General features: G+C 72.9%; 26 protein-coding genes. 14 read left to right on the forward strand and 12 right to left on the reverse strand.

Features of this window, described 5'->3' with window-relative positions:
- Positions 1-137: 137 nt before the first annotated feature.
- Positions 138-749, reverse strand: a complete 612-nt coding sequence (locus AB0I04_RS48235; RefSeq protein ID WP_360901212.1) for an XRE family transcriptional regulator — start codon at positions 747-749, stop codon at positions 138-140.
- 133 nt (positions 750-882) lie between these two features.
- On the opposite strand from AB0I04_RS48235, the gene AB0I04_RS48240 reads away from it, so the two are divergent.
- From AB0I04_RS48240 to AB0I04_RS48255, 4 genes are read left to right on the forward strand one after another with little or no spacing between them, the layout of a single operon-like run.
- Positions 883-1,407: a GNAT family N-acetyltransferase gene (locus AB0I04_RS48240; RefSeq protein WP_360901215.1), complete on the forward strand. Its 525-nt coding sequence runs from the start codon at positions 883-885 to the stop codon at positions 1,405-1,407.
- 37 nt (positions 1,408-1,444) lie between these two features.
- A complete protein-coding gene (locus tag AB0I04_RS48245; RefSeq protein ID WP_360901218.1) occupies positions 1,445-2,074 on the forward strand; it encodes an alpha-ketoglutarate-dependent dioxygenase AlkB in 630 nt (209 codons plus the stop codon).
- A 30-nt stretch (positions 2,075-2,104) separates the two neighbouring features.
- Complete coding sequence (locus AB0I04_RS48250) at positions 2,105-2,392, forward strand: hypothetical protein (protein WP_360901221.1); 288 nt, start codon at positions 2,105-2,107, stop codon at positions 2,390-2,392.
- A 51-nt stretch (positions 2,393-2,443) separates the two neighbouring features.
- A complete protein-coding gene (locus AB0I04_RS48255; RefSeq protein WP_360901224.1) occupies positions 2,444-2,875 on the forward strand; it encodes a DUF1232 domain-containing protein in 432 nt (143 codons plus the stop codon).
- A 112-nt stretch (positions 2,876-2,987) separates the two neighbouring features.
- Here AB0I04_RS48255 and AB0I04_RS48260 read toward each other — a convergent pair whose 3' ends face one another.
- Positions 2,988-4,028 carry an AraC family transcriptional regulator gene (locus AB0I04_RS48260; RefSeq protein ID WP_360901227.1) on the reverse strand — a complete coding sequence of 347 codons (1,041 nt, stop codon included), beginning with the start codon at positions 4,026-4,028 and terminating at the stop codon, positions 2,988-2,990.
- Positions 4,029-4,183: 155 nt separating this feature from the next.
- Between AB0I04_RS48260 and AB0I04_RS48265 the strand changes: the two genes are divergently transcribed.
- Positions 4,184-5,224, forward strand: coding sequence for a saccharopine dehydrogenase NADP-binding domain-containing protein (locus AB0I04_RS48265; RefSeq protein WP_360901230.1), 1,041 nt, complete (start codon positions 4,184-4,186; stop codon positions 5,222-5,224).
- Positions 5,225-5,227: 3 nt separating this feature from the next.
- Here the strand turns inward: AB0I04_RS48265 and AB0I04_RS48270 are convergent, their stop codons facing one another.
- The 4 genes from AB0I04_RS48270 to AB0I04_RS48285 form a co-directional block, all read right to left on the reverse strand.
- Positions 5,228-5,992 (reverse strand): metallophosphoesterase, encoded by a 765-nt coding sequence (locus AB0I04_RS48270; protein ID WP_360901233.1) that lies wholly within the window; start codon positions 5,990-5,992, stop codon positions 5,228-5,230.
- A 115-nt stretch (positions 5,993-6,107) separates the two neighbouring features.
- Positions 6,108-7,094, reverse strand: a complete 987-nt coding sequence (locus AB0I04_RS48275) for a hypothetical protein (RefSeq protein ID WP_360901236.1) — start codon at positions 7,092-7,094, stop codon at positions 6,108-6,110.
- Between the two features lie 11 nt (positions 7,095-7,105).
- On the reverse strand, positions 7,106-8,122 hold the full coding sequence (locus AB0I04_RS48280) for a pectinesterase family protein (RefSeq protein ID WP_360901239.1): 1,017 nt from the start codon (positions 8,120-8,122) through the stop codon (positions 7,106-7,108).
- A 116-nt stretch (positions 8,123-8,238) separates the two neighbouring features.
- Entirely contained in the window at positions 8,239-8,766 is a 528-nt protein-coding gene (locus AB0I04_RS48285) for a MarR family winged helix-turn-helix transcriptional regulator (RefSeq protein ID WP_360901242.1), read from the reverse strand.
- 49 nt (positions 8,767-8,815) lie between these two features.
- Between AB0I04_RS48285 and AB0I04_RS48290 the strand changes: the two genes are divergently transcribed.
- Positions 8,816-9,256, forward strand: coding sequence for a MarR family transcriptional regulator (locus tag AB0I04_RS48290; RefSeq protein WP_360901245.1), 441 nt, complete (start codon positions 8,816-8,818; stop codon positions 9,254-9,256).
- An 84-nt stretch (positions 9,257-9,340) separates the two neighbouring features.
- Positions 9,341-10,327, forward strand: a complete 987-nt coding sequence (locus AB0I04_RS48295; RefSeq protein ID WP_360901248.1) for an NAD-dependent epimerase/dehydratase family protein — start codon at positions 9,341-9,343, stop codon at positions 10,325-10,327.
- Between the two features lie 187 nt (positions 10,328-10,514).
- On the opposite strand, the gene AB0I04_RS48300 is transcribed toward AB0I04_RS48295, so the two are convergent.
- On the reverse strand, positions 10,515-11,354 hold the full coding sequence (locus AB0I04_RS48300; protein WP_360901251.1) for a hypothetical protein: 840 nt from the start codon (positions 11,352-11,354) through the stop codon (positions 10,515-10,517).
- 168 nt (positions 11,355-11,522) lie between these two features.
- On the opposite strand from AB0I04_RS48300, the gene AB0I04_RS48305 reads away from it, so the two are divergent.
- On the forward strand, positions 11,523-13,088 hold the full coding sequence (locus AB0I04_RS48305; protein WP_360901254.1) for a carboxylesterase family protein: 1,566 nt from the start codon (positions 11,523-11,525) through the stop codon (positions 13,086-13,088).
- Between the two features lie 101 nt (positions 13,089-13,189).
- Here AB0I04_RS48305 and AB0I04_RS48310 read toward each other — a convergent pair whose 3' ends face one another.
- The 3 genes from AB0I04_RS48310 to AB0I04_RS48320 are packed head-to-tail and all read right to left on the reverse strand — an operon-like array spanning position 13,190 to position 16,466.
- Positions 13,190-14,317 carry a HAMP domain-containing sensor histidine kinase gene (locus tag AB0I04_RS48310; protein ID WP_360901257.1) on the reverse strand — a complete coding sequence of 376 codons (1,128 nt, stop codon included), beginning with the start codon at positions 14,315-14,317 and terminating at the stop codon, positions 13,190-13,192.
- Positions 14,314-15,012, reverse strand: coding sequence for a response regulator transcription factor (locus AB0I04_RS48315; RefSeq protein ID WP_360901260.1), 699 nt, complete (start codon positions 15,010-15,012; stop codon positions 14,314-14,316). Before AB0I04_RS48315 ends, AB0I04_RS48310 begins: the two co-directional genes overlap by 4 nt.
- Complete coding sequence (locus AB0I04_RS48320) at positions 15,006-16,466, reverse strand: hypothetical protein (protein ID WP_360901263.1); 1,461 nt, start codon at positions 16,464-16,466, stop codon at positions 15,006-15,008. The genes AB0I04_RS48315 and AB0I04_RS48320 overlap by 7 nt, the downstream gene beginning before the upstream one ends.
- Positions 16,467-16,662: 196 nt before the next feature.
- Here AB0I04_RS48320 and AB0I04_RS48325 point away from each other — a divergent pair, with 196 nt between their 5' ends.
- The 5 genes from AB0I04_RS48325 to AB0I04_RS48345 are packed head-to-tail and all read left to right on the forward strand — an operon-like array spanning position 16,663 to position 20,450.
- Positions 16,663-17,397 carry a glycosyltransferase family 2 protein gene (locus AB0I04_RS48325; protein ID WP_360901266.1) on the forward strand — a complete coding sequence of 245 codons (735 nt, stop codon included), beginning with the start codon at positions 16,663-16,665 and terminating at the stop codon, positions 17,395-17,397.
- Positions 17,394-18,170, forward strand: coding sequence for a TIGR04282 family arsenosugar biosynthesis glycosyltransferase (locus tag AB0I04_RS48330; protein WP_360901269.1), 777 nt, complete (start codon positions 17,394-17,396; stop codon positions 18,168-18,170). The genes AB0I04_RS48325 and AB0I04_RS48330 overlap by 4 nt, the downstream gene beginning before the upstream one ends.
- Positions 18,167-18,781 (forward strand): SAM-dependent methyltransferase, encoded by a 615-nt coding sequence (locus tag AB0I04_RS48335; protein ID WP_360901272.1) that lies wholly within the window; start codon positions 18,167-18,169, stop codon positions 18,779-18,781. Before AB0I04_RS48330 ends, AB0I04_RS48335 begins: the two co-directional genes overlap by 4 nt.
- Positions 18,751-20,037, forward strand: coding sequence for a molybdopterin-dependent oxidoreductase (locus AB0I04_RS48340; RefSeq protein ID WP_360901275.1), 1,287 nt, complete (start codon positions 18,751-18,753; stop codon positions 20,035-20,037). Before AB0I04_RS48335 ends, AB0I04_RS48340 begins: the two co-directional genes overlap by 31 nt.
- Positions 20,034-20,450, forward strand: coding sequence for a hypothetical protein (locus AB0I04_RS48345; protein WP_360901278.1), 417 nt, complete (start codon positions 20,034-20,036; stop codon positions 20,448-20,450). The genes AB0I04_RS48340 and AB0I04_RS48345 overlap by 4 nt, the downstream gene beginning before the upstream one ends.
- On the opposite strand, the gene AB0I04_RS48350 is transcribed toward AB0I04_RS48345, so the two are convergent.
- Positions 20,419-21,138: an SDR family oxidoreductase gene (locus AB0I04_RS48350; protein ID WP_360901281.1), complete on the reverse strand. Its 720-nt coding sequence runs from the start codon at positions 21,136-21,138 to the stop codon at positions 20,419-20,421. The two genes, AB0I04_RS48345 and AB0I04_RS48350, sit on opposite strands and share 32 nt — an antisense overlap.
- 124 nt (positions 21,139-21,262) lie before the next feature.
- Between AB0I04_RS48350 and AB0I04_RS48355 the strand changes: the two genes are divergently transcribed.
- Positions 21,263-22,183, forward strand: coding sequence for a LysR substrate-binding domain-containing protein (locus tag AB0I04_RS48355; RefSeq protein WP_360901284.1), 921 nt, complete (start codon positions 21,263-21,265; stop codon positions 22,181-22,183).
- Positions 22,184-22,330: 147 nt separating this feature from the next.
- On the opposite strand, the gene AB0I04_RS48360 is transcribed toward AB0I04_RS48355, so the two are convergent.
- Positions 22,331-22,570, reverse strand: coding sequence for a hypothetical protein (locus AB0I04_RS48360; protein WP_360901287.1), 240 nt, complete (start codon positions 22,568-22,570; stop codon positions 22,331-22,333).
- Positions 22,571-22,579: the final 9 nt, after the last annotated feature.

The raw sequence follows: 22,579 nt of genomic DNA on the forward strand, positions 1-22,579 counted from the left end.
CCGTCATCACCATCGACAGACACGGCCACCACACCTTCGACCTCTACTTCACCCCACCCGGCCAGCACGAACGCCTCGTCGACCGCGTCATCTACGCCCGAAAGATCAAATGAGCACGGAGCCATCAGTCAGCGCGGTCAGAACAGCGAGGGCGTGAGCATCCACAGCAGCTCGGCGTCCTCGTCCGCCGACGGGTTGCGCCAGCTTCGCTCCTCCCTGCCGGTGAAGGTCAGAGAGTCCCCGGCCCTCAGGCGGAACACCTCGCCGTCGAGGGTGATCTCGAACTCCCCCTTCGTGACGTGGATGAACTGGGCGTCGGAGCGGGTGCGATAGGGCGGGTCCCCGTCCCCTTCGCTGTTCCCGCCCGGCGCCACCGTCGACCGGATGACCTGGATGGTCCGGTTCGCGCGGGGCGTGAGCAGGAAGTCCTGGACCCCGCTTCCGCCGAAGTGCAGCGCGGGCCGGCGATCGGCCGGCACCAGCCCGGACTCTCCGTCGTCGAACAGCTCCCCCACCCGGACACCGAGCACCTCACAGATCCGCAGGAGCGAGGCGACCGAAACGTTGGCCCGGTCCCGCTCGACCTGGGAGAGGAATCCCTTGGTCAGCCCGGTGGCCTGGGCGAGCTGTTCGATCGTCAGCTCCCGCTGCCGTCGCGCGCGCCGCAGCCGGTCTCCGATCCGCGGCCGGGAGCCGGCGCCCGGCCCGGACTCACGGTCGTCGCGCGGATCGGCTCCGTCGGTCATCATCGGCCCCAACCTCCGGAGATTCATGTTGGCAAACTTAGTTTTCTCATAGAATACTGGCCTGGTTCTGAGACGCCATGCTCTCGCAGCCGATGGCACCCCCACAGCGCAAGACCACTCGGAAAAGGACGAAGACGTGCTGAAATCGACCCCCGCCCCCGAGGTCCGGATCGAGCCGTGGGCCGAGGGCGACCTCGAGCTGCTCCGGCGGATCAACGCGCCGGAGATGACGGAGCACCTCGGCGGACCGGAGACCGAGGAGCAGGTCCTCCGCCGCCACCAGCGCTACCTGGAGCCGGGAGACGAGGGGTCCGGTGGAATGTTCCGCGTCGTCGTGCTCCCGGAGGGCACGGCCGTCGGCAGCATCGGGTACTGGGAGCGCGAGTGGCGGGACGAGACCGTCTACGAGACGGGCTGGGGCATCCTGCCGGAGTTCGGCGGCCAGGGGCTCGCGACCGCCGCGGGCCGTCTCGTCGTCGAGCGCGCCCGCGCCGAGCGGCGGCACCGGTTCCTGCACGCGTACCCGTCCGTCGACCATCCCGCGTCCAACGCGATCTGCCGGAAGCTCGGCTTCACCCTGCTCGGCCCCTGCGACTTCGAGTACCCGCCGGGGCACCCGATGCGCTGCAACGACTGGCGCCTGGACCTTCGAGCCGAATGATCGAACACGCGTTTGAACGGATGCGTAGACTCGTCCTATGACAGAGGCTTTCCAGGCGTCGCTGCTCGACTACGACGACGAGATCGGCTTCGGTCCGCTCGGCTCGTCGGTGCACCGCACCGTCCTCGACCGTGGGGCCTGGATCGACGTACGCCGGGGCTGGGTGACCGGGGCTGACACGCTCTTCGAGCGGCTCCGCGACACCGTCCCGTGGCACGCCGAACGGCGGCACATGTACGACCGCGTCGTCGACGTACCCCGCCTGCTGAAGTTCTACGAAGAAGGCGAGCCGCTGCCCGACCCGGCGCTCGACGAGGCGAAGCGCGCACTCGACGCGCGCTACACCGCCGAACTCGGCGAGCCGTTCCGCACCGCCGGACTGTGCTTCTACCGCGACGGCCGCGACAGCGTCGCCTGGCACGGCGACACGATCGGGCGCGGCAGCACGCACGACACCATGGTGGCGATCATCTCGGTCGGCGCGCCCCGCGCGCTGACGCTCCGCCCTCGTGGCGGCGGCACGACCCTGCGGTACGACCTCGGTCACGGTGACCTCATCGTCATGGGCGGCAGCTGCCAGCGCACGTGGGAGCACGCCGTCCCAAAAACCGCCCGGCCCTGCGGGCCCCGCATCAGCATCCAGTTCCGCCCGCGCGGCGTCCGCTGACGCCCGGCCCGCCACGGCACGGCACGTACGGTGCCCGGTGGCTGCGGCACGGCGCCGACGCCCGTACGGCGGCTGCGGCGCGGCATCGACGCCCGCCCCGGCGCCCGGCGACAGCGGGGCAGCGCCGACACCCGTCCGGCGGCTGCGGCGGCGCGGCATCGACGCCCGAACAGCGCCCGGCGACAGCGGCGTGGCGCCGACGCCCGCCCCGGCGTCCTGCTGACCGCCCCGTGGCACCGATACTCACCGTGCGGCGTCTCACTGACGGCATGCGGCGCCGACGCCCGTACGGTGGTCGTCGGCGTGCGCTGCGAATAGGTGGGCGAAAGCGGGAGATACTCGCGGTGTCCGCGACCCCTCGGAGGAGCAATGGCCTGGCTGGGCGCTCTCGCCCTCTTCGTCGGCGCGATCCTGACGTTCGCCGTCGGCGGTGACGTCGGGACTCTCGACGTTCGCACGGTCGGCATCGTCGGTATGGCCGTCGGCGGCGTCCTGCTCGTCGTCGGCATCGTGCGGCTGCGCCGTACCCCCCGGCCGACGGGAGCACGGTCTTCCTCCGGGGTGGTCCGGGACGGCATGCAGGCGCGGGTGCAGGAGCAGATGTACCGGACGAGCAAAGGCAAGATCATCGCGATGATCGCCGTCGTCATCTACATCCTCTCCCCCGTCGACCTGATCCCGGACGTGTTCCTGCCCGTCGGCATCATCGACGACGGCACGGCGTTCGCGTGGCTGCTGTTCGCGATCGGCCAGGAGGTCACCCGGAAGCGCCGCAGCGCCCTGGCGGCCCGTGAGCGATGACCGCGCGCCGGACGAGCCCACGGCACCCGAGACGCCGCAGCACGTCGCCGGCCCGTGAACGATCACAGGGCACCCGATGAACCCGCGGCACCCGAAATGCCATAGCGCCTCGTCAGCCCGTGAGCGATGACCGCGCGTCCGGTGAACCCGCGCGGTACCGGCCGGGGGCGGTCGTGAACTCCCGCTTGAACGCCCTGGCGAAGGCGAACTCCGAGGTGTAGCCGGTGCGTTCCGCCACGGAGCGCAGCGGCAGGTCGGTGTCGCGGAGGAGCCGCGCCGCGATCGTCATCCGCCACCACGTGAGGTAGGCCAGCGGCGGCGAGCCGACCATGGCCGTGAAGCGCCGAGCGAAGGCCGCCCGCGACAGCCCGGCCTCGGCGGCGAGCGACTCGACCGTCCACGGCCGGGCGGGGTCCTCGTGGACGGCGCGCAGCGCGCCCGCGACGGCCGGGTCGCGTAGCGCGGCGCCCCAGCCGGCCGTCACCTCATCGGGCTGGTCCTCGTAGTAGGCGCGAAGGATGTACAGCAGGAGCAGGTCCAGCAGCCCGGACAGCGCGGCGTCCCCGCCGGGACGGGGACGGGCGCCGATCTCATGGCCGAGCAGGTCGATCGCGGCGCGCAGCGCGGGATGCCGGCCGACGCGGGCGGGCAGGTGAACGACGTCGGGCAGTTCCGTCAGCAGCGGATGGGCCCGCGAGTGGTCGAGGCGGTACGCGCCGCACAGCATCTCGGTCCGGACGCCCGATCCACCGCTCGCGGTCCGGACGCCCGATCCGTCAACCGCGGTCCGGACGCCCGACCCGTCAACCGCGGTCCGCGCGCCGGAACCGTCGCCCGCGTCGACGCCCAGGGAGAGGCCGTCGCCGCCGAGCGGCAGGTCGTCGTACGTTAGGCGGACGTCGGCCAGGCGCCGTGACGGGGTGTCGGCGATCCCGTGGCCGAGCTCGCGCGGCAGGAAGACCACGTCGCCGACGTTCAGCGCGACGGGCTCGCCGCGGGCCGGGATCAGCCAGCAGGAGCCCTGCAGCATCACGTGGAACCCGGCGCCCTCCTGCGGCTGGAACCTGATCCCCCACGGGGCGCACAGCCGGGTTCGCGACGAGTGCGGCCGGCCCGTACGCATCACCGCGACCGCGTCGCTCAGCACGTCCATGCACCAACCGTACGGCCTACGACGGCCGAGCGAGACGATCGGACATGGAGCGCGGACGAACGGGCATGGGATCGGCCGCTCGCGATTCCTACGGTGATTACCGGGTGAGGTCGCGGACGTGCCGCGATCCGCCCGAGACCTTCAGGGAGAACGAGATGAGGATCGCCGTCTACGGGGCCAGCGGATTCACCGGTCGGCTCGCGGTCGCCGAGGTACACCGCCGGGGCATGACGCCCGTCCTGGTCGGCCGGAACGAGGAACGCCTGCGCAAAGCCGCCGTGGAGGCCGGAGGTGGGGACGTCCGCGTCGCGGGCCTGGATGACCCCGCGGCATTGGCCGACGCGTTCGGCGACTGCGACGCGGTGGTCAACTGCGCGGGGCCGTTCACGTCACGGGGCGAACCCGTGGTGCGCGCCGCCATCGCGGCGGGCCGGCACTATGTCGACACCACCGGCGAGCAGCGGTACATCGACCGGATCCTGTCGACGTACGACGCCGACGCCGAACGCGCCGGAGTCGCGGTCGTTCCCGCACTCGCCGACGACGGCGGCCCCGGCGACCTGATCGCGCACCTGACGGCCGAGCGGGTCTCGCCGGTCGAGGAACTGCTCATCGCGGACATGCGGCGTCCCGGTGGGGCCTCGCGCGGGACCGCGCGAACGATGGCGGAGGTGTTCGCCGAAGGGCCGGTCGACTACGTCGACGGCGCCTGGGTCCCGGCCGACGATGCCGCGCCCGCGTCGCTCGTCGTACCCGGCGCGGACGAGGAGGTGCCGGTCACGCCGTTCCCGCTGCCGGGGGTCGCCACCGTGCCGCGCCACGTGCGGGCGCGCCGCGTCCGGAGTGTCGTGGCGGCCGAGGTGGCCGCGATGTTCCTGGCGCTGACGCCGGACGTCGTGGAGAGCATCCCGGAGACACCGGACGAGGAGGCCCGCATTGCCGCCCGGTGGCTCATGGTCGCCCAGGCCGAGGACGGCCGGGGCGGCCGGGCGCGTGGCTGGGTCACCGGCCCCGACCCGTACGGGCTCACCGCGGTGATCGCCGTGGAAGGGGCGCGGCGGCTCGCCTCCGGCGAGGGCCGGGCCTCCGGCGAGAGGCGGTCGGGGGCGCTGACCCCGGCGCAGGCGTTCGACCCGGAGGACTTCCTCGGCTTCCTCGCCCCGTACGACGTCACCTGGCAGGTCACCGGCGCCTGATGGTCAGGCGACGACCACCCGGTAGTGGGTGGTCAGCCGCCCCTCGTCGTCCAGGACGTGGAAGGCGAGCGCGGGAGGGAGGTCGTGGTCAACGAGGCCGTCCGTGCCCGTACCCCACGTGCCGGTCTCCCAGGGCAGCCGGACGGTGGAGACGACCCCGGGCGCGACCAGCAGCGGCCGGCCCGCGAACGTCGTCGCCGCCGGGGTGTGGGCGTGGCCGCACAGGACGGCGACGACGTTCGGGTGACGGGCGATGAGCCCGGCGAGCCGGTCCTCGCCGAACTGCCGGATCGCGTCGACGTACGGGGCGTGCAGGACGACGGGCGGGTGATGGAAGACCACGAACACCGGCGTTCCGGGCGGCGTGTCGGCGAGCACCCCCTCCAGCCAGGTCAGGGTCTCCTCGTCGAGACGGCCGTCGTCCCGCCCCGGGATCGAGGAGTCGCACATCGCGAACACCGCCCCCGCAACGCGATGCGCCTGGTTGATGGGCCCGGGGCCGGCCGGCGCGTCGAGCAGCACCTGCCGGTACGGGGCGCGGACGTCATGGTTGCCCGGGCAGGTCAGCACCGGGTGCCGCGAAGCCAGGACCGTGCGCGCCTCCTCGTACTCGGTGGCCAGGCCGTGGTCGGCGATGTCCCCGGTGACCAGCACGGCGTCGAGGTCGTACGGCAGCCGGTCGAGGTAGGCCATGACGGCCTCCGTACGCGCGGCGGCGCGCGCCGAGCCGTCGAGGTGGGTGTCGCTGAGGTGCGCGAAGACGATCACAAGGCGACGGTACGGGGGCGCGCGGGAGGCGGGTAAGCGCCACTGCGTGCCGAGAAACGGAAGCCACTTCGCCGCCGCCGTTGCCCGCTGGCGACGACGGCGGCGAGGAGCGGGGTCAGCCGGTGCTAGTCGTGTAGGTCACCGGGGTGTACGCCGGGCCGCAGGAGTTCGGGCAGGACGACGGGAGGGAGAAGGAGTAGACGCGGCCTCCGCCGACCAGCGTGTCGGAGGCGTCCAGGACGCGGATCCGGAAGTCGCGGCCGGCCGTCGCGGTCCCGCCGATGACGTACGCCTGACCCATGTCACTGTCCATCGTCGCGTTCTTCCAGGTGCTCCCGTCGTAGTACTGCACGCCGTGGATCCCGTTCGGCAGGTGCGAGACGGCGATGACCGGCCACCAGACCTGCGCGCCCTGCAGGAACCCGATCTTGATGTCGCCGCTGTAGCCGGGCGCGGAGACGAACTGCCAGCTGATGTGCCGGTTGTTCCAGTGGTTCGGGTACATGTCGCCGACCGGTGCGCCGTTCTTGGCGAACCGGTTCAGCGACGCCTGCGCGAGGTCGAGGTGGTACGGATCGTCGCGGCACCAGGCGTTGCCGTCGGCGCAGCTGTCTCCGACCAGCATCGTCAGCGTCGCGCCGTTGTAGGCGTCGGCGACCCATGAGCCGTTCCGGCAGAACGCCTGGTTCGGCGCTCCGTCGTTGACGCCCGTGCAGTAGTCGCCGATCGTGACCTGGACGTACCGGCCGCAGTTCTGGCCGTTGGCGAAGATCCCCATGCGGGCCGCGTCCGACGCCGCGATCGGGCGGGGATAGCCGTTGTAGTCGTGCGGGGTGTTGAAGACGTTGAGCGCGACGAAGTCCTGGATGTCGAGGTTCGCCTGCGGCAGCCCGCACCCGCCGTACGGAGAGCCGAGCCCGGTGAACCAGGTCGCGTTGCCGGTCACCGGCGACGTCGGGGGCGGCACCGTCGCCGCCCGGACGGTCCCGCCGGGGGCGGCCGGACGGGCCGCGGCGGGCGATCCGGCCGCCACCGGGGACGCGCAGGCGAGCAGCAGCGCGCTCAGGGCGGGCAGCCACCTGCGCAGTCGGGGTCTCGGCATCTCAGCCTCCGTCAGTAGACCGGGTTCCAGCCATCGGAACCGGCCAGGTAGCGGGCGGGCGTGTAGGAGGGCGCCTGGGAGGCGCTCAGCTGCGGCCGGTTGGAGTTGACGGCCGCACCGGCGCCCGTGTTCGCGTACTCGGAGAAGCGCGCGTCCTTCCACGAGAACCCGGACATGTCCGTCCAGGGGTCGCTGCGGATGTGCGCGCCGAGCGTGCACTCGCGGAACAGGACCTGCCCCACCGCGTTGGCGTCGTTGGACGGGTGCCAGGGGCGGCCGAGGTAGACCGACTTGGCGGGGGCGTTGCTCGTCAGCGTCGACTTGTAGAACAGGAAGCCGTAGGGGTTGGCCTTGTTCGTGGCCGCCGCGGTGACGTACCCGTTGTTGCTCGACGAGCCGCGGCTCAGCGAGTGGATCTCCGACCGGTCGAACACCGCGGTCCCTCGGCCGAAGATGAAGTCGACGTCACCCTCGATGTAGGACGCGCGGATGTACGAGCGGCCGACCGTGCTCGTGCTCGCCGTCCACAGCAGCAGCGTGTCCTGGTTCGCGAGGACGCGCACGTTGTCCAGGACGGCCCGGTCGGCGTTGAGGTCCAGGGCCACCGCCTGCGAGCTGCCGTTCTTCGCCTCGTCGTAGTCGTTGGAGAACGTCAGGTTCGTGGCTTTGAAGTCGTTCGCGGACACGGACACCGTCGCGCTGCCCTGCGTCCCGTACTGGCTCGCCGCGTGGTTCTCGACGATGACGACCTGATCCCTGCTCGACCCGAGGCCCTTGAGGGTGACGTGGGTCTTGGCGGACGGGACCGAGACGGTGCCCCGGTACGTCCCCGGCTTGATGTCGATCTCATAGCCGGAGCCGTTGGACGGGGCGGCGTTCACGGCGGCCTGGACGGTGGTGTAGTTCCCGCTGCCGTCCTGGGCCACGGTGACGACCGTGGCCGCCGACGCCGGGCCGCCGAGCGCGACGAGCGTCATCGACGCCAGTGACACCGCGACGGCCGAACCGACTCGTCGTTCGCCGGACATCGCACCTCCTGAAGGGTCTCCCGATCAGGAGCAGGTTCCGCCGCAGCGGATCACGCGTCAAAGCCGTGGCACGCGCCGGGCCCGGCGGTCTCGATCGCGGTGCGCGCCCGCGCTGGTCACCGGTCCGCCGGCCGGCCGGGAGGCGGCCGATCCCCGCTGAAAGTTTCACCGGCGCCGGGTGCGGCGGTCAGCGCGGTGAAGGACTCGACGAACGAGGTCAGCAGCCGGGCGAACGTGGCGCGGTCGTCGTCCGGCCAGTCGGCCATCGCCCGCGCGAACGTCTCCTGCCGGAACCGATGCATCCGATCGAGCTGCTCCCGGGCGCGGTCGGTGAGCGCGACGGGCGTGCGGCGGCCATCGCGCTGGTCGGCCTGGCGGACGAGCAGGCCGGCGTCGACGGCGCGCGCCACCAGACGGCTCGCCCTCGGCTGGTCGACGTCGAGCGCCGCGGCCACCTCGGTGACCGTGCAGGGCCGTCCCATCCCCTCGATGGCGTCGAGGACGCCGAAGACGGTCGGGTCGAAGGTGACGCCTTCGAGATCCCGCCCGAGCCTGCTCATCGCGCGGCGCGTCTGGCTGCGGCGGATGGCGACCATGGCGCGCTCCACCGCTGTTAGGGCCTCTCGTTGCCGTATCGGATCCATGGATGCTAGCTTACAAATACATGCACTTTTACATGGAAGTGAGGCATCGATGCAGCAGCGTCCCGACGTACGACAGACCCGCCCGTTCGGCTACTGGGTGAAGCACATCGACCAGCGCGTCGAGGAGATGGGCCGCCGCGTGCTCGCCGAGGAAGGGCTGAACCGGCGGTTCTGGCAGGTGCTCAACACCATCGCCTCCGGCCCGATCGGCCCGGAGCGACTGGACCAGGCCATGGCGCCGTTCATCTCCGACGACGAGCCCACGATGCGGCCGTACGTGGACGAACTCGCCGACCGCGGCTGGGTCCGGACCGACGAGGGCGACCTCACGCTCACCGACACCGGCCGGGACGCGTACGCCCGCGTGGCGACGCGGATGCACGCCGCCCGCGCCCGCGTCGTCGACGGCCTGTCGAACGACGACTACGACACCCTGATGAGCCTCCTGGAGCGGATCGCCGGCAACCTCGACGCCGAAGTCGCCGCCTGATCGCATACGCGGTGATTCTTACGGAATGCGGACGGCTCGCCGCCGTCCCCGTTCCGGCCGCCCCGCCGTGGTTACCGTGCGGGCATGCGCGTGCTCGTGACCGGCTCTGCCGGGTTCATCGGATCCCACATCGTCGAGGCCCTCCAGGAGCACGGCCACGAGGTGCGTCCGCTCGACCTGCGGTCGGGTGAGGACGTACGGGACGCCGCGACCGTCGAGCGATGCCTCATCGGCGCCGACGCGGTCTGCCATCAGGCGGCCAAGGTCGGCCTGGGCGTCGACGTCTCCGACCTGCCCGCCTACGCCTCGACGAACGTGCTCGGCACGGCCGTCCTGCTCGCCGGCATGGCCGGGGCTGGCGTACGGCGGCTCGTGCTGGCGTCGTCGATGGTGGTCTACGGCGAGGGCGCGTACGACTGCGCCGGGCACGGGCGGGTGCGGCCCGGCCCCCGGGAGGAGGCCGACCTCTCCGCGGGCCGGTTCGAACCCCGCTGCCCGCTGTGCGGCGCGGCGCTGATGCCGGGCACCGTCGGCGAGGACGCATCCGTCGACCCCCGCAACGCGTACGCCGATTCCAAGCTCGCCCAGGAGCACCTCGCCGCGTCCTGGGCCCGCGCGACCGGCGGGAGCGTCGTGGCGCTGCGCTACCACAACGTGTACGGGCCGCGGATGCCGCGCGACACCCCGTACGCGGGCGTCGCCGCCATCTTCCGCTCCAGCCTCGAACACGGAGAGCCGCCCCGCGTCTTCGAGGACGGCGGGCAGCGCCGCGACTTCGTCCACGTACGGGACGTCGCCCGCGCCAACGTCCTGGCCCTGGAGTCGCCGGCGTCATCGCCCGGCGCACTGCGGGCGTACAACATCGCGAGCGGCGAGCCGCGCACGGTCGGCGAGATGGCGGTCGCCCTCGCCAAGGTGTACGGCGGGCCCGATCCCGTGGTGACCGGCCAGTACCGGCTGGGCGACGTCCGCCACATCGTCGCCTCCCCCGACCGCGCCCGTACGGAGCTCGGCTTCCGGGCCGCCGTCCCCTTCGATGAGGGCATGGCCGAGTTCGCCACACGGCCCTGAGCCTGAGCCCCGTCGACGCCGACGGGCCGACGCGGGCGAGCGCCTCCGACCGGCCGGCGCGGGCGGGCCGGAGACGGTCTCGCTGCGGACGCGCCGACGTCGACGGGCCCGCGCGAACGGCCGGGCACAACATCAGCCGGCCTGGTGACGGGTGGTTCGCCCCACCGGGTGCCGATCGCCAGGCAGGTCACACCGGCTCCTCCACCGCGCTCGCGCTGCCGACGGTCAGCGACGTGGCGGCCCGGCGGCGCAGCAGGACGATGCTCGTGCCGAGGAGCCAGAGCATGCCCGAGAACCGGCCGATCGGGATGAGCGGAGAGGGGGCCTTCCCCAGCAGAGACAGCATCGACAATGCCGAGATGACGGCCACCACGATGCCGATCCAGCACAGCCAGCCGGGCAGGAGGCGGGTCGTGCGGGCCGCGACCGCGACCGCGCCGAAGAGCAGACCGGTCGTGGCGACCTGGGGTCCCGCACCGGTGATGAAGGTCAGGTCCATGACGGCCCGATAGACGTGCAGGGCCGAGCCGGTGCCGGGCCGGTTCAGGACCCACTGCGCGCAGGCGGACAGCAGCAGGAGGGCCGCGGCGACGGTTCCCGCGGTGCGGGCCGCGCCCGCCTGCGGGCTCCGCGGATCGATCCTGCGGAGGTGATCGGGAACACAGGCGGCGAAGAGCAGAAGCGCCAGTGCGCTCATGGCCTGACAGAACGCGGCCACCGGTAGGACGCCCCGTGGGGCGGAGGACAGGAAGTGCGCCACTTCGGCGTCGGTGGAGTACGGCGTGATGATCCCGGCACCGCCCTGCTGCCCGAGGATTCCGGGCAGCGCCAGGGAGGCGAGGAAGAACAGCACGTGGCACAGTCCGCTGAGGGCACCGGTCCAGGGACGCGACGCATCATGACGGCTCGATGAATTCGGCATGCCCCACAAGGTCGCCGCGTTCTCCGGCGAAGTCGTCACCTGGCCGGAGACACCGCCCGTACGCCGCGGGACGTACGCCCCGCCCGGTGCGACGGTACCGGCCATGTCCTGCGCGGCCGGCACGTTCCCCGGCCCCGCCCTTCGCCTGCGCGGATCTCCGTGTGCCCGGCGCGCGACCGGGCCCGGCGGTCCCAGCACGCCCCCGCGAGAGGTAGGCCGGAATACGCCCCGCGTACGACGCCCCGGCGGGGCCCGACCGGTGAGCGTTGGCCCATGCAAAGATCCGTCTTCCGCATCCTGTGTGGTGCCGTTCTGGCCGCCGGAGCGCTCACGGCCATACCGATCGGCTCTTCGAACGCGGACGAGGCGACTGTCCGCGTTTCCGGTGGTCTGATCCGTGGCACCATCAGTTCCGATCACCGCAGCTATCAGGGGATTCCCTATGCCGCCCCACCGGTCGGTCCACTTCGCTGGCGAGCGCCCCGTCCCGCTCCCGCATGGACCGGCGTACGAGACGCGACCAGGCCCGGCTCGCCGTGCCCGTCGTCGTCCGGTCGGCCCGCGCGGGTCGTCGGCAGCGAGGACTGCCTCTTCCTGAACGTGGAGACGCCCCGCCGCCGGTCCGGAAGACTCCCGGTGATGGTCTTCATCCACGGCGGCGGGTTCACGAGCGGCTCCGGCGCGTTGTACGACCCGACCCGCCTCGTCACCCGGGGATCGGTCATCGCCGTGACGTTCAACTACCGGCTGGGGGCGCTCGGCTTCCTCGACCATCCCGCGTTGGACGATCCGTACGCCGGCAACTTCGGGCTCGCCGATCAGCAGGCCGCGCTTCGATGGGTCCGGCGGAACATCCCGGCGTTCGGCGGCGATTCGGGCAATGTGACGCTGTGGGGTCAGTCCGCCGGTGCGTTCAGCACCTGTGCGCAGCTCGCCGCACCGGGAGCGCGGGGCCTGTTCGCCAAGGCGATCGTGCAGAGCGGCCCCTGCGACAACATGCTGCTCACCTGGGCGGTGGCACGGCGGCGTGGCCTGCGGACGGCCGCGAACCTCGGCTGCCGGGATCCGCATACCGCCGCCGAGTGCCTCCGCGCCAAGCCGTTCCAGGACCTCACCGGCCTCGACGACGACCAGGTCTTCACGGTCCACCGCCGAATCGCGGAGCTGCCATGGCTCCCGGTCACCGGCGCCCCCGTGCTGCCGCTCCAGCCGACGACGGCGATACGCCTCGGCCGCGCCGCGCACATCCCGCTGGTGCTGGGCGGCACCCGGGACGAGATGCGGGCGTTCGTCGCTGCGAGGTACGACGCCGCCGGGCACCCGCTCACGGCGCAGGAGTACCCGGACGCCATCCGCGGGTTGTACGGACCGAGAAAGGCCCGCGCGATCCTCGCCGCCTACCCGCTCGACCATTACGCCACGCCGAGCCTGGCGCTCGCGACGCTCCTGACCGACGACGGCCGCATGCTCGGCGCCTGTTCGCAGGCTGCCACAGACGGCGCTGCGGCCCGACGGTCGCCGGTATTCGCCTATGAGTTCGCCGAACCCACCGACTTCGCGATCGGGGACTTCCCGTTCGGAGCATCCCACGGCTCCGATCTGCCGTACCTCCTTGACGGCGCCTACCAGGGCTCGAACCCCCCACCGCTCACGGGCGGCCGGCGGATCCTCGCGGACCGGCTGATCGGTTATTGGACGCGATTTGCCCGGACCGGCACCCCCGGTCCTCAGTGGCCGAGGTACGGACGGGGGACCGTACTGTCTTTCGGCGCGGACCGCATCGCCCCAGTGGACCTGTCGGCCGAGCATCGATGCGGGTTCTGGAGATCACACCGCTGAGCGGAAACCCTGGGCGGGCTCAGACGTCCGTCCTTCCCGTACGGATGACCCGCACGGGGAGGACAGCGGACAGGTCTCTCTCTTCAGGCCGCATCCGGGAATCAGGCACCCAGGGGGAGGCGGACGATGAAGCGGCAGCCGGGGCCTGCGTTCGAGACGCCGATCTGGCCGGCGTGGGCCTCGACGATGCCGCGGGCGATGGCCAGGCCGAGGCCGGCCCCGCCGCCCGGCGTGCGGGCGGCCTCGCCCCGGAAGGCGACGTCGAACAGGCGCGGCAGGTCCTCGTCCGGGATTCCGCCGCAGGCGTCGGAGACCGCGACGTACGCCATGCCCTCCTCCGCGCCCGCCACGATCTCCACTCCGCCGTCCTCCGGCGTGTGCCGGATCGCGTTCACCACGAGGTTGCGCAGCGCCCGGCCGAGTTCGGCGGCGTCCACCTCCACGGGCAGTGCGCCCTGCGCCTGTCCGCGCAGCCGGACGCCCTTGGCCCGGGCCAGCGGCTCCGTCCCGGCGACCGTCTCCGACACCAGATCCCCGAGCCCGACCCGCTGCCGCGAGAGACGCAGCGCCCCGGCGTGGATCCGGGACAGCTCGAACAGATCGTCCACCATCGCGGTGAGCCGGTCGGTCTCCGCCCGGATCTGTGCGTGGTACTGGCGCACCGTCGCTCGGTCGGCGACCACCTCGTCCTCGAGGGCCTCCGCCATGGCCCGCAGCCCGGCCAGCGGCGTGCGCAGGTCGTGGCTCACCCAGGCGACGAGCTCGCGGCGGCTGCTCTCCAGCGCGCGTTCGCGGGCACGGGCCGCGTCGAGGTTCTCGTAGGCGGTGGACAGTTCGGTACCGAGCTCGGCGAGTTCGGCGGGTAGCCGCCGCTCCGGCAGGCGGAACCGTCCGCTCTCCCCCGCCCGCCGCACGGACACGAGCAGCGAGCGCGTGCCGCCGATCAACCGGTGGCCGAGCAGCAGGGACACCCCGAGCCCGACCAGCCCGCCGATCACGGTGACCGTCAGCGCGACGGACCGGTCATGGTCGCTGATCAGCATCTTCAGCGTGATCGCCACGATGCCGGCGACGGTGGCCAGGACGGTGGCGGCCGAGACGACGGCCAGCAGGGTGGCGATGGAACGCCCGCGCAGGGCGTACAGCGCCGAGACGCCGGCGGCGCCGGCGAGCAGCGCGGCCCCGGCGGCGTACGCCACCACCTCGGCGAACGCGGTGAAAGGAATCATGTGAGTGGCTCGTATCGGTAGCCGACACCCCAGACGGTGAGGATCCGCCGGGGCGCGGTGGGGTCTTCTTCGATTTTTTCTCTCAGGCGGCGGACGTGGACGGTGACCGTCGACGAGTCGCCGAACTCCCAGCCCCAGACCTTCTGGAGCAGGTCCATGCGGGTGAACGCCTGCCGTGGATGACGCATCAGGAACGCCAGCAGGTCGAACTCGCGGGCGGTGAGGGAGATCTCCTCGCCGCCGAGCCGTACCTCGTGGGCGGCGGCGTCCACGGTCAGGTCGCCGTCGGTGATCGTCTCACCGGTCGGGGCGAGTGCGCCGCGCGCCCTGCGCAGGACGGACTTCACGCGCAGGGCCAGCTCACGCGGGCTGAACGGCTTGGTGACATAGTCGTCCGCACCCGTCTCCAGGCCGATGAGGCGGTCGGTCTCCTCGCCCAGCGCGGTCAGCATGACGATCGGCACCGGCCAGCGCTCGCGGAGCCGGCGGCACACCTCCAGACCGTCGATGCCGGGCAGCATGAGGTCGAGGACGACCAGGTCCGGAGGCTGCTCCTCGGCGGCGCGCAGCGCGGCGTGCCCGTCGGCGACACAGACGACCTCGTGCCCGTCGCGTACGAGGTAGCGGGAGACGACGTCGGCGACGGTCGGATCGTCGTCGACCACGAGGACGCGGCCGGTCTCGGATCTCACCATGGCGACCTCGCCAGGGCCTGGATCACGAGGGCGGTGGCCACCTGCGCGAGGAGCAGCGTACGGGTCGGCGGGCGGGCGACGGCGGGCGCGATCGTCGTCCAAGCGGCGTACGGGATCCAGATCCGCTCCACCTCGCCACGCGTGACCCCGGACAGGTCGAGGGCGATCATCCCGACGAGCGCGGCGGCGACCGGCCACCCCAGCCTCCCGGTCCACGCGGGAACGCCGGCTCTCTCGACGGCAACGGACCCACGACCCGCCCCACGCCACCGGCTCCTGGCGAGCGCGGCCGCGTGTCCGAGCACGGTCGGCAGCGCCATGGCGGTCGCGGGACCGATCAGCAGCGCCAGCACGGACAGGTCACCGACGAGGAAGTACGCGTACGGCCGGGCGCGCGCTCCGCCGCCCGCCGCCCAGGCCGTGTGCGTCCCGGCGACGCCCGCGAACCAGGAGAACCCGGCGAACGTGAACGCGGCGGGCACGACCACGCACCCCGCGGCCAGCGCGCCGAGAACCGCCCGGGGCGGCCGCGTCAGGACGAGGACGGCGAGCGGCAGCGCGAACATCGGCAGCAGCCCGTAGCTCAGGTACGGCAGGGAGCCGAACAGCAGCCCGCCCGCGAACGCGCACCCGACCGCTTCGAATCCGTCCGGAGCGGGCCGCGTGGCGGCGACCGTGACCAGGGCCACCGCCCAGGCCGCGACGCCGAGGAAGAAGGCGTCCATGCTGGTGGCGACCCAGAGCGCGGTGGGCGCGAGGACGACGAACGGCACCGCCCGGCGGGCCGCGTCGGCGCCGGCCAGCCTCCGTACGGTGACCGCGATCGCGGCCGAGGCGGAGCTTCCGGCGGTGATCACCAAGGCCGCGGCCCAGCCCGCGTCGCGCAGCCCCGCCCGCTGGAGCGCCCACAGGATCAGGGTCGGCAGGGGCGGATGGCCCTTCACGTGCGTCGGGTACGCCTGCATCGCCGCCGCGAACCCGCGGAGCCAGCGCAGCGGATGATCGCCGATCGCGGGCAGGCCCGCGAGGTACTCGGTCGGGGCGGTCAGCGGGCGGGCGAGGCCGTCCGGCAGTTGGAGGGCGACGGCCCACAGCGCCGATCCGAGCCACGCGGTCAGCAGCACCATCCCCCACGACAGCCGCCGGGCCGCGACCGGCAGGACCGCGACCGCGACCAACCCCACGGCCACCGCGGGCAGCAGTGGGCCGATCAGCAGCCGGGGCTCCGCGTGCAACGGCGGGAACCGGTCCACCGGGAGATGCCCAGTGCCCCGGAGAATCGCGCCGACCCCGAACCCGACCACGATGATCGCGCCCCACACCACGATCGCCGCACGGTGGTGCGCGAACGGGCGGCCGGGGAACCGTCCGGCCGCCCGGCCCGGCTCGTCCAAGAGGCCGGAGGAACGCTCTTCGCCGCCGGGCGACGTCACCGGCCCGCTGAAGCTGATCACATCTTCACAGTAGGGCTGACCAGTAGGGATGCGCCGTACACGTCATCACTCCGTAAGGGTTGGCCACGAATGTTCCGGCCCGGCGTCCGCCTGAACGCACCAGGACGCCGAGGTTGATCACGAGCGGATCCGCGACGGATCCCCGTCATCACTCCGTAAGGGTCGATCACCGAGGTCCGGGCGTAGCGTCGCCAACATGATCGACGTCGTACTGCCCTGCCTCGACGAGGCAGCCGCGCTGCCGTGGGTACTGGCGAGGATGCCCGAGGGTTATCGCCCGATCGTGGTCGACAACGGGTCCACCGACGGCTCGGCGGAGGTCGCCGCCGAGCACGGCGCGCTGGTCGTCCCCGAGCCGCGTCGTGGGTTCGGCGCCGCCTGCCACGCCGGGCTGCTCGCCGCGAGCGCCGAGATCGTCTGCTTCATGGACGCGGACGCTTCCCTCGACCCGGCCGACCTGCCCAAGGTCGTCGGTCTCCTCGCGGGTGACGACGGCGCGCCGCCGGACGGCACCGCCGTCCGCACGGACGCTCCCGGCAGCGGGTCGTGGGACAGGGCCACCATGAGCACGAACGCTCCCGACCGCGCATCCGGGGCCGCTCTCGCGCTCGGCCGGCGGCGTCCGGTGTCGCTCCGTGCCTGGCCGCCGCATGCCCGGCTCGGCAACGCCGTGATCGCGCGCCGCGCCGGTCTGCGCGACCTCGGACCGATGCGGGCGGCGCGGCGGGCGCGCCTGCTCGACCTGGGCCTGACCGACCGGCGGTCCGGATACCCGCTGGAGATGGTGCTGCGAGCCCGCGCCGCAGGGTGGCGCATCGCCGAGACGGACGTCGCCTACCACCCGCGGACCGGCCGTTCCAAGGTCACCGGCACCGTACGGGGAACGCTGCGGGCGATCCAGGACATGCGACGCGTGCTGGAGACGGTATGACGACCCTTGAGGTGGAAGACGACCTGACCGCAGGCGGGTCGGCGACGCTGCTGGTCATCGCCAAGGAACCGGTGCCCGGCCGGGTCAAGACGCGACTCACACCGCCGTACACGCCGGAACAGGCGGCCTCGCTGGCGGAGGCCGCGCTGGCCGACACTCTCGCCGCCGTCGCCGCGACCCCGGCGGCGCGGCGCGTGCTGGTCCTCGCCGGGCGTCCGGGGCCGTGGCTGCCGGAGGGGTTCGAGGTGATCCCGCAGCGCGGCGGTGGCCTCGACGAGAGGCTCGCGAACGCCTTCGCCGACGCCGATGGCGCCGCGGTCCTGGTCGGCATGGACACGCCCCAGGTCACTCCCGCCGCGCTCACCCGAGCGGCACGGTGTCTGGAGGACGGGGACGCCGTCTTCGGACCGGCCGCCGATGGCGGCTTCTGGCTGATCGGCCTGCGCGAGCCCGATCCCCGGCTGTTCCTCGGCGTGCCGATGTCCCGCCCGGACACGGGGGCGCACCAGCGCGCCCGGCTGCGCGGCATGCGCGTCACCACGCTCGACACGCTGACCGACGTGGACACCGCCGCCGACGCCGTACGAGTAGCGGCACAGGCCCCGGGAACACGCTTCGCGGCCACGCTTACCGCCCTGGCCGTACCGAGTCCGGGGCGCGGCCGGCCGTCCACATCTCCTTCCGGCCGGGACGACCGGAAGGATGGGCGGATCCCGGCTCCCGTGAGCTCCGCGGCACCGTCGCCTCGTCCGAGGGAGGAGGCCGCGCGATGATCGGCGGGTTGTACGAGGGCTCGCTCGCCGGGCTCGGGGCGGTGGAGATCGAGCACGCCGACGGGCGGCGGGAGCGACTGCCGGTGGACCAGTGGTGCGACGGGCGGCCGGGCGACGACGCGCTGCTGGACCGCTGCGCCGGGCCGACGCTCGACGTGGGGTCCGGTCCCGGGCGGCTCACCGTCGCGCTCGCCGAGCGTGGCCTGCCGGCACTGGGCATCGACGTCACTCCGTACGCCGTGGAGATGACGCGCGCGGCGGGCGGGCTGGCCCTGGTCCGCGACGTGTTCGATCACGTCCCGGGTGCCGGGCGCTGGGAGACGGTGCTGCTGGCCGACGGCAACATCGGCATCGGCGGCGACCCGGTGGTGCTGCTGCACCGTGTCGAGGCGCTGCTACATCGGGGCGGCCGGGCCGTCGTCGAGTTGCATTCGGTGACGCGCACCGAGTGGATACGGCTGCGCGACGGGCGGCGGGCGAGCGGCTGGTTCCGCTGGGCGCACGTCGGCCGGGACGCGATCGGCGGGTACGCGGAGCAGGCCGGGCTGCGTGTCGCCGAGGTCTGGACGGAGGCCGAGCGATGGTTCGCGGACCTCGCCCCGACCGGCTGATCGGCGCGTTCCGCCGGTTCGCCGCGTTCCGCCGGTTCGGCACGTTCCCGCGGTTGGGCACGTTCCCGCGGTTGGGCAAGTTCCCGCGGTTCGCCGCGTTCCGCGAGTTTGGCGCGATCCGGCGACTCGGCGCGTCCCCGCGGTTCGGCGCGTTCCGGCGGTTCGGCGGGCGGGCCGGCGATGAGCGTACCGCCGCGTGGCTCGGTATCGGGCTCGGTGTGAGCTTCACCGTGGCGTTCGTCACCGGCCTGATCAGTCACTTCATGCAGCACCCGCCGGGATGGGCGGTCTGGCCGTCCCGGCCGGTCGGCCTCTACCGGCTCACGCAGGGCCTGCACGTGATCGGCGGCCTGGCCACGATTCCGCTGCTGCTCGCCAAGCTTTGGACGGTCTATCCGAAGCTGTGGCAGTGGCCGCCGGTGCGCTCGGCCGGGCACGCGGTCGAACGGGCGCTGGTCCTCCCGTTGGTCGCCGGCGCGCTGTTCCAGCTGGTGACCGGGCTGTTCAACATCGCGTACTTCTACCCGTTCCCGTTCTTCTTCCCGGCGGCACACTACTGGACGGCCTACATCGTCTACGGTGCGCTCCTCATCCACGTCGCGAACCAGTGGGCCAAGGTGCGGGGCCTGTGGGGCACCAAGGCGCCGGCCGCCCGCCCGGTGGGGCCGTCCCGCCGGGGCTTTCTCGCCACCGTCGCGGGCGCGTGCGGCCTGGTCGGGCTGGTGACCGTCGGGGAGACGTTCACGCCGCTCGGCGGGCTGGCGCTGCTGGCCCCGCGCCGGCCGGGGGTGGGACCGCAACGCCTGCCGGTGAACAAGACCGCGGCGGCTGCCGGCGTCACCCGGGATCCGGCCTGGCGGCTCGCCGTCACCGGTGACGTGACGCGCGAACTGTCCCTCTCCCTCGCCGACCTGCGGGCCATGCCCCGCCACGTCGTACGGCTGCCGATCGCGTGTGTCGAGGGCTGGAGCGCGGAGGCGACCTGGGCGGGCGTCCGGCTCCGTGACGTCCTCCACGCGGCGGGCGTCGACGTGGACGCCCGTGTCCGGGTGGAGTCGCTGGAGGCGCGCGGGCGATACCGGACCTCGGAGGTGGACCCGCCGCACTGGCACGACGAGCTCACGCTCCTCGCGCTGGATCTGAACGGCGAGCCGCTGTCGCTCGATCACGGGTACCCGTGCCGCCTGATCGCGCCCGACCGTCCCGGTGTGATGCAGACCAAGTGGATCGCCCGGCTGGTGGTGAGCCGGTCATGAAGGGCCGTCTCGTCGTCTACGGCCTCGGCGCGGCGCTGATCGGCGTCGGCGGCGTCGGGCTGCTCGCCGACGCCGCCGACACGCACCCGGCGGGCTGGCTCGTCTGGTTCGCGGGGGCGGCCCTCGCCCATGACCTGCTGCTGGCCCCGCTGCTCCTCGCGGTGGCGGCGCTGACGGGACGGATCCCCGGGCCGTACCGTGGGCCCGTCCGGATATCGCTGGTCCTCGCGGGCTCGGTCTCGGCCGTGGCGCTGCCGATGGTCCTCGGGCTCGGCCGCCAGGCCGGTAATCCCTCGCGACTGCCCCAGGCGTACGGCGTCCACCTGGCCGTCGTCGTGGGCGTGATCGGCCTGGCGGGCGCCGTCGCCACGGTGGTCCGGCTCAGACGAGGACGCTCCCGCCGTCCACGGTGAGGACGGTTCCGGTGGCGAAGGGCTCCGTCATGAGGAACACGTACGCCCGGGCGATGTCCTCGACCTCGCCGACCCGCCCGGCCGGAATCGCGCCGCCGATCTCGGCGTACATCCGCTCGCGGTCCGCCTCGCCCATCGCGGACCACAGCGGGGACCGTACGACGCCGGGCGACACGACGTTCACCCTGATCGGTGCCAGCTCGACGGCCAGGGCCTTGGTCAGCGCCTCCATGGCACCGCAGATGCTCGCCGCGACCGCCCAGCCGGGGCCCGGCCGGTCCTTCGCGACGCCGGTGGTGAGAGTGATCGAACCGTCCTTGCGCAGGTGCGGCACCGCGGCGCGGACCGCCGTCAGGGCGCCGAAGTAGCGCAGCGTGAAGAAGTGCCGGGCCGCGTCCAGGTCGAGTGTGTCCAGTGGCATCAGCGTCATCGGCTCACCGGCGGTGTACACCAGGTGGTCGAACTCGCCGAGCTCGTCGAACAGCGCGGCCACCGCCCGCGTGTCGGCGAGGTCGACGACGCGGCCGTCGGAGCCGCCCGGCAGCCGGGTGAGCGCGCGATCGACGCTGCTCTGCCTGCTGGAGGCGACGGTGACCACGGCGCCCTGCCGGGCGGCCGCCTCCGCGGTGGCCAGTCCGATGCCCGAAGTGCCGCCGAGCACGACGACGCGTTGACCCTGCAGATCCATGATGCGGTCCTTCGCAGACGGGATTGCCGACCCCTCCACGATGTCGCCGGGCGACCCTCGGCGTCCAAGACCTCCTGCCACCCCTGTAATACCCTGGAGGTATCAGAGGGTCGAGGAGGCGCTGGTGGACGTCGATCTGCGGAAGCTGCGTTACTTCGTCGCCGTTGCCGAACGGCTGCACTTCGGGCGGGCGGCCGAGGCCCTGCACATCGCGCAGCCCGTGCTGTCCCGCCAGATCAGGGCGCTCGAGGAGGAGCTGAAGGCCCAGCTGTTCGTGCGCAGCAAGCGGGCCACCGAGCTCACCCCCGCGGGCGAGCAGCTGCTCGCGGACGCCCGCCCCCTGCTGGCCTCGGCGGAGGCGCTGCGCCGCCGTGTCGCGCGCGCCGCCCGCGGCACCGACGCCTTCGTCGTCGGATTCATGCCCGGGCTGATCGTCACTCCGGCGGTCCGGGCGCTGCGCGAGCGCCATCTCGGGCTGACCGTGGAGGTCGTGCGCACGACCTGGGACGACCAGATCGAGGTCATCCGCGACGGCCGGGTCGACATCGGGTACGTGCGCCTGCCGGTCGACCAACGTGGGCTGCGCATCCGGCCGCTGCTCACCGAGCCGCGCGTCGCCGTACTGCCCGCCGACCACCGCCTCGCGGGCAAGGACGTCATCGGCATCGCCGACCTCGCCGACGAGCACCTTCTCCAGGACCCCGACGCCGTTCCCGAGTGGCGTGACCTCGCCACCGAACTCCGGCGTCCGGGAGGGCGGCGCCCGGAGCCGACGTTCCACGCCGTAGAGGAGAAGCTCGAACACGTGGCCGCGGGCCACGGCGTCGTCGTCCTGCCGCTGTCGGTGGTGACCTTCTACACCCGGCCGGACGTCACGTACGTTCCGATCGCCGACATCCCGCCGAACCAGGTCTGCCTGGCCTGGGACAGCGCCCGCCGGAACCCGCTGATCGCCGAGTTCGCCGCCATCGCGGCGGACGCGCAGGGCGGTACCGACCCGTCGCCGGAGCCGTGGGGCGGCGCCGCCACGTCGCCAGGGCCGTGAGGCAGTGCCGACCCGTCGCCGGAGCCATGAGGCGGCGCCGGCCCGGACCGCCGGCCGCACGCGATCGTCCGCAGGCCGAGCGTGTACCGCCGGCCTGCGGGGCGGCATCGGCCCTGGCCGGGCCGTCGCCCCGCTGACGAGGCCGGGTCAGTGGAACTGCGGGACGATCAGATAGATGCCATAGCCGACGATCACCGCGCAGGCGAGGAAGCACAGGCCCGCCGCCGCTGTCGCCAACGTCGTGTTGTCTCCCCGGCCGTGGTGGGCACCCTCGGGCGAGCGTGCCGACCACGCGAGGATGCCGACCGCGAAGATCACTACGATCGCCACTCCGACGGCGAAGGAGACCGCGGCCACCTCGCCGAGGGCGTTCCACTTGATGTCCATCGACGTACT

The organism is Actinoallomurus sp. NPDC050550, from assembly GCF_040655075.1.
GTDB lineage: Bacteria > Actinomycetota > Actinomycetes > Streptosporangiales > Streptosporangiaceae > Actinoallomurus.

Bases quoted from the DNA above. Each gene is read 5' to 3' on its own strand.
- AB0I04_RS48235 (WP_360901212.1), bottom strand. From the start codon at position 749: ATGATGACCGACGGAGCCGATCCGCGCGACGACCGTGAGTCCGGGCCG.
- AB0I04_RS48245 (WP_360901218.1), top strand. From the start codon at position 1,445: ATGACAGAGGCTTTCCAGGCGTCGCTGCTCGACTACGACGACGAGATC.
- AB0I04_RS48255 (WP_360901224.1), top strand. From the start codon at position 2,444: ATGGCCTGGCTGGGCGCTCTCGCCCTCTTCGTCGGCGCGATCCTGACG.
- AB0I04_RS48260 (WP_360901227.1), bottom strand. From the start codon at position 4,028: ATGGACGTGCTGAGCGACGCGGTCGCGGTGATGCGTACGGGCCGGCCG.
- AB0I04_RS48265 (WP_360901230.1), top strand. From the start codon at position 4,184: ATGAGGATCGCCGTCTACGGGGCCAGCGGATTCACCGGTCGGCTCGCG.
- AB0I04_RS48275 (WP_360901236.1), bottom strand. From the start codon at position 7,094: ATGCCGAGACCCCGACTGCGCAGGTGGCTGCCCGCCCTGAGCGCGCTG.
- AB0I04_RS48280 (WP_360901239.1), bottom strand. From the start codon at position 8,122: ATGTCCGGCGAACGACGAGTCGGTTCGGCCGTCGCGGTGTCACTGGCG.
- AB0I04_RS48285 (WP_360901242.1), bottom strand. From the start codon at position 8,766: ATGGATCCGATACGGCAACGAGAGGCCCTAACAGCGGTGGAGCGCGCC.
- AB0I04_RS48290 (WP_360901245.1), top strand. From the start codon at position 8,816: ATGCAGCAGCGTCCCGACGTACGACAGACCCGCCCGTTCGGCTACTGG.
- AB0I04_RS48295 (WP_360901248.1), top strand. From the start codon at position 9,341: ATGCGCGTGCTCGTGACCGGCTCTGCCGGGTTCATCGGATCCCACATC.
- AB0I04_RS48300 (WP_360901251.1), bottom strand. From the start codon at position 11,354: ATGGCCGGTACCGTCGCACCGGGCGGGGCGTACGTCCCGCGGCGTACG.
- AB0I04_RS48305 (WP_360901254.1), top strand. From the start codon at position 11,523: ATGCAAAGATCCGTCTTCCGCATCCTGTGTGGTGCCGTTCTGGCCGCC.
- AB0I04_RS48310 (WP_360901257.1), bottom strand. From the start codon at position 14,317: ATGATTCCTTTCACCGCGTTCGCCGAGGTGGTGGCGTACGCCGCCGGG.
- AB0I04_RS48315 (WP_360901260.1), bottom strand. From the start codon at position 15,012: ATGGTGAGATCCGAGACCGGCCGCGTCCTCGTGGTCGACGACGATCCG.
- AB0I04_RS48325 (WP_360901266.1), top strand. From the start codon at position 16,663: ATGATCGACGTCGTACTGCCCTGCCTCGACGAGGCAGCCGCGCTGCCG.
- AB0I04_RS48330 (WP_360901269.1), top strand. From the start codon at position 17,394: ATGACGACCCTTGAGGTGGAAGACGACCTGACCGCAGGCGGGTCGGCG.
- AB0I04_RS48335 (WP_360901272.1), top strand. From the start codon at position 18,167: ATGATCGGCGGGTTGTACGAGGGCTCGCTCGCCGGGCTCGGGGCGGTG.
- AB0I04_RS48340 (WP_360901275.1), top strand. From the start codon at position 18,751: ATGGTTCGCGGACCTCGCCCCGACCGGCTGATCGGCGCGTTCCGCCGG.
- AB0I04_RS48345 (WP_360901278.1), top strand. From the start codon at position 20,034: ATGAAGGGCCGTCTCGTCGTCTACGGCCTCGGCGCGGCGCTGATCGGC.
- AB0I04_RS48350 (WP_360901281.1), bottom strand. From the start codon at position 21,138: ATGGATCTGCAGGGTCAACGCGTCGTCGTGCTCGGCGGCACTTCGGGC.
- AB0I04_RS48360 (WP_360901287.1), bottom strand. From the start codon at position 22,570: ATGGACATCAAGTGGAACGCCCTCGGCGAGGTGGCCGCGGTCTCCTTC.